Source organism: Parendozoicomonas callyspongiae (assembly GCF_023502345.1).
Classification (GTDB): Bacteria; Pseudomonadota; Gammaproteobacteria; order Pseudomonadales; family Endozoicomonadaceae; genus Sansalvadorimonas; species Sansalvadorimonas callyspongiae.
The window spans coordinates 1-1,730 of sequence record NZ_JAMFLX010000073.1 but is presented as its reverse complement, the minus strand read 5'-3'; the positions used below and the strand labels follow the sequence as shown (position 1 = coordinate 1,730).

Sequence of the window (1,730 nt, the reverse complement as noted above, 5' to 3'; positions counted from 1 at the left end):
GCTTTGGCGTTATATGGTCAAGCCTCTCGAGTCATTAGTACTGGTTAGCTCAACGCCTCACAACGCTTACACACCCAGCCTATCAACGTCCTGGTCTTGGACGGCTCTTCCAGCTCTCAAGGAGCAGGGAAATCTCATCTTGAAGGGGGCTTCCCGCTTAGATGCTTTCAGCGGTTATCCCGTCCGAACTTAGCTACCGGGCAATGCGTCTGGCGACACAACCCGAACACCAGTGGTTCGTCCACTCCGGTCCTCTCGTACTAGGAGCAGCTCTTCTCAAATTTCCAACGTCCACGGCAGATAGGGACCGAACTGTCTCACGACGTTCTAAACCCAGCTCGCGTACCACTTTAAATGGCGAACAGCCATACCCTTGGGACCGGCTTCAGCCCCAGGATGTGATGAGCCGACATCGAGGTGCCAAACACCGCCGTCGATGTGAACTCTTGGGCGGTATCAGCCTGTTATCCCCGGAGTACCTTTTATCCGTTGAGCGATGGCCCTTCCATTCAGAACCACCGGATCACTATGACCTACTTTCGTACCTGCTCGAGTTGTCGCTCTCGCAGTCAAGCTGGCTTGTACCATTATACTAACCGCACGATGTCCGACCGTGCTTAGCCAACCTTCGTACTCCTCCGTTACTCTTTGGGAGGAGACCGCCCCAGTCAAACTACCCACCACACACTGTCCTCACGCCAGATAATGGCGCGGAGTTAGAACCCCAATGTAATCAGGCTGGTATTTCAAGATTGGCTCCACGCAATCTGGCGATCACGCTTCAAAGCCTCCCAGCTATCCTACACAAATTACATCAAGGTCCAGTGTGAAGCTGTAGTAAAGGTTCACGGGGTCTTTCCGTCTAGCCGCGGATACACAGCATCTTCACTGCGATTTCAATTTCACTGAGTCTCGGGTGGAGACAGCGTGGCCATCGTTACGCCATTCGTGCAGGTCGGAACTTACCCGACAAGGAATTTCGCTACCTTAGGACCGTTATAGTTACGGCCGCCGTTTACCGGGGCTTCGATCAAGAGCTTCGCCGAAGCTAACCCCATCAATTAACCTTCCGGCACCGGGCAGGCGTCACACCGTATACGTCCACTTTCGTGTTGGCACAGTGCTATGTTTTTAATAAACAGTCGCAGCCACCTGGTTACTTCGACCACCAACAGCTTACGGAGCAAGTCCGATCACCGTCAGCGGCGTACCTTCTCCCGAAGTTACGGTACCATTTTGCCTAGTTCCTTCACCCGAGTTCTCTCAAGCGCCTTGGTATTCTCTACCTGACCACCTGTGTCGGTTTGGGGTACGGTTCGTTGTGACCTGACGCTTAGAAGGTTTTCCTGGAAGCCTGGCATCAACCACTTCTCTTTCTAACGAAAGATCGTCATCAGCTCTCGGCCTTAGCAACCCGGATTTACCTAAGTCACCAGCCTACCACCTTAAACAGGGACAACCATCGCCCTGCTGGCCTAGCCTTCTCCGTCACTCCATCGCAGTCACAACAAGTACAGGAATATTAACCTGTTTCCCATCGATTACAGCTTTCGCTCTCACCTTAGGGGCCGACTCACTCTGCGCCGATTAGCGTTGCGCAGAAACCCTTGGTCTTCCGGCGGGGGAGCCTCTCACTCCCCTTATCGTTACTCATGTCAGCATTCGCACTTGTGATACCTCCAGCAAGCTTCTCAACTCACCTTCAACGGCTTACACAACGCTCCCCTACC

General features: G+C 53.3%; 1 rRNA gene. It reads right to left on the bottom strand.

Annotation, left to right across the window (positions count from 1 at the left end):
• Positions 1 to 13: 13 nt before the first annotated feature.
• Positions 14 to 1,730, bottom strand: a 23S ribosomal RNA gene (locus tag M3P05_RS20260); the annotation flags it as partial.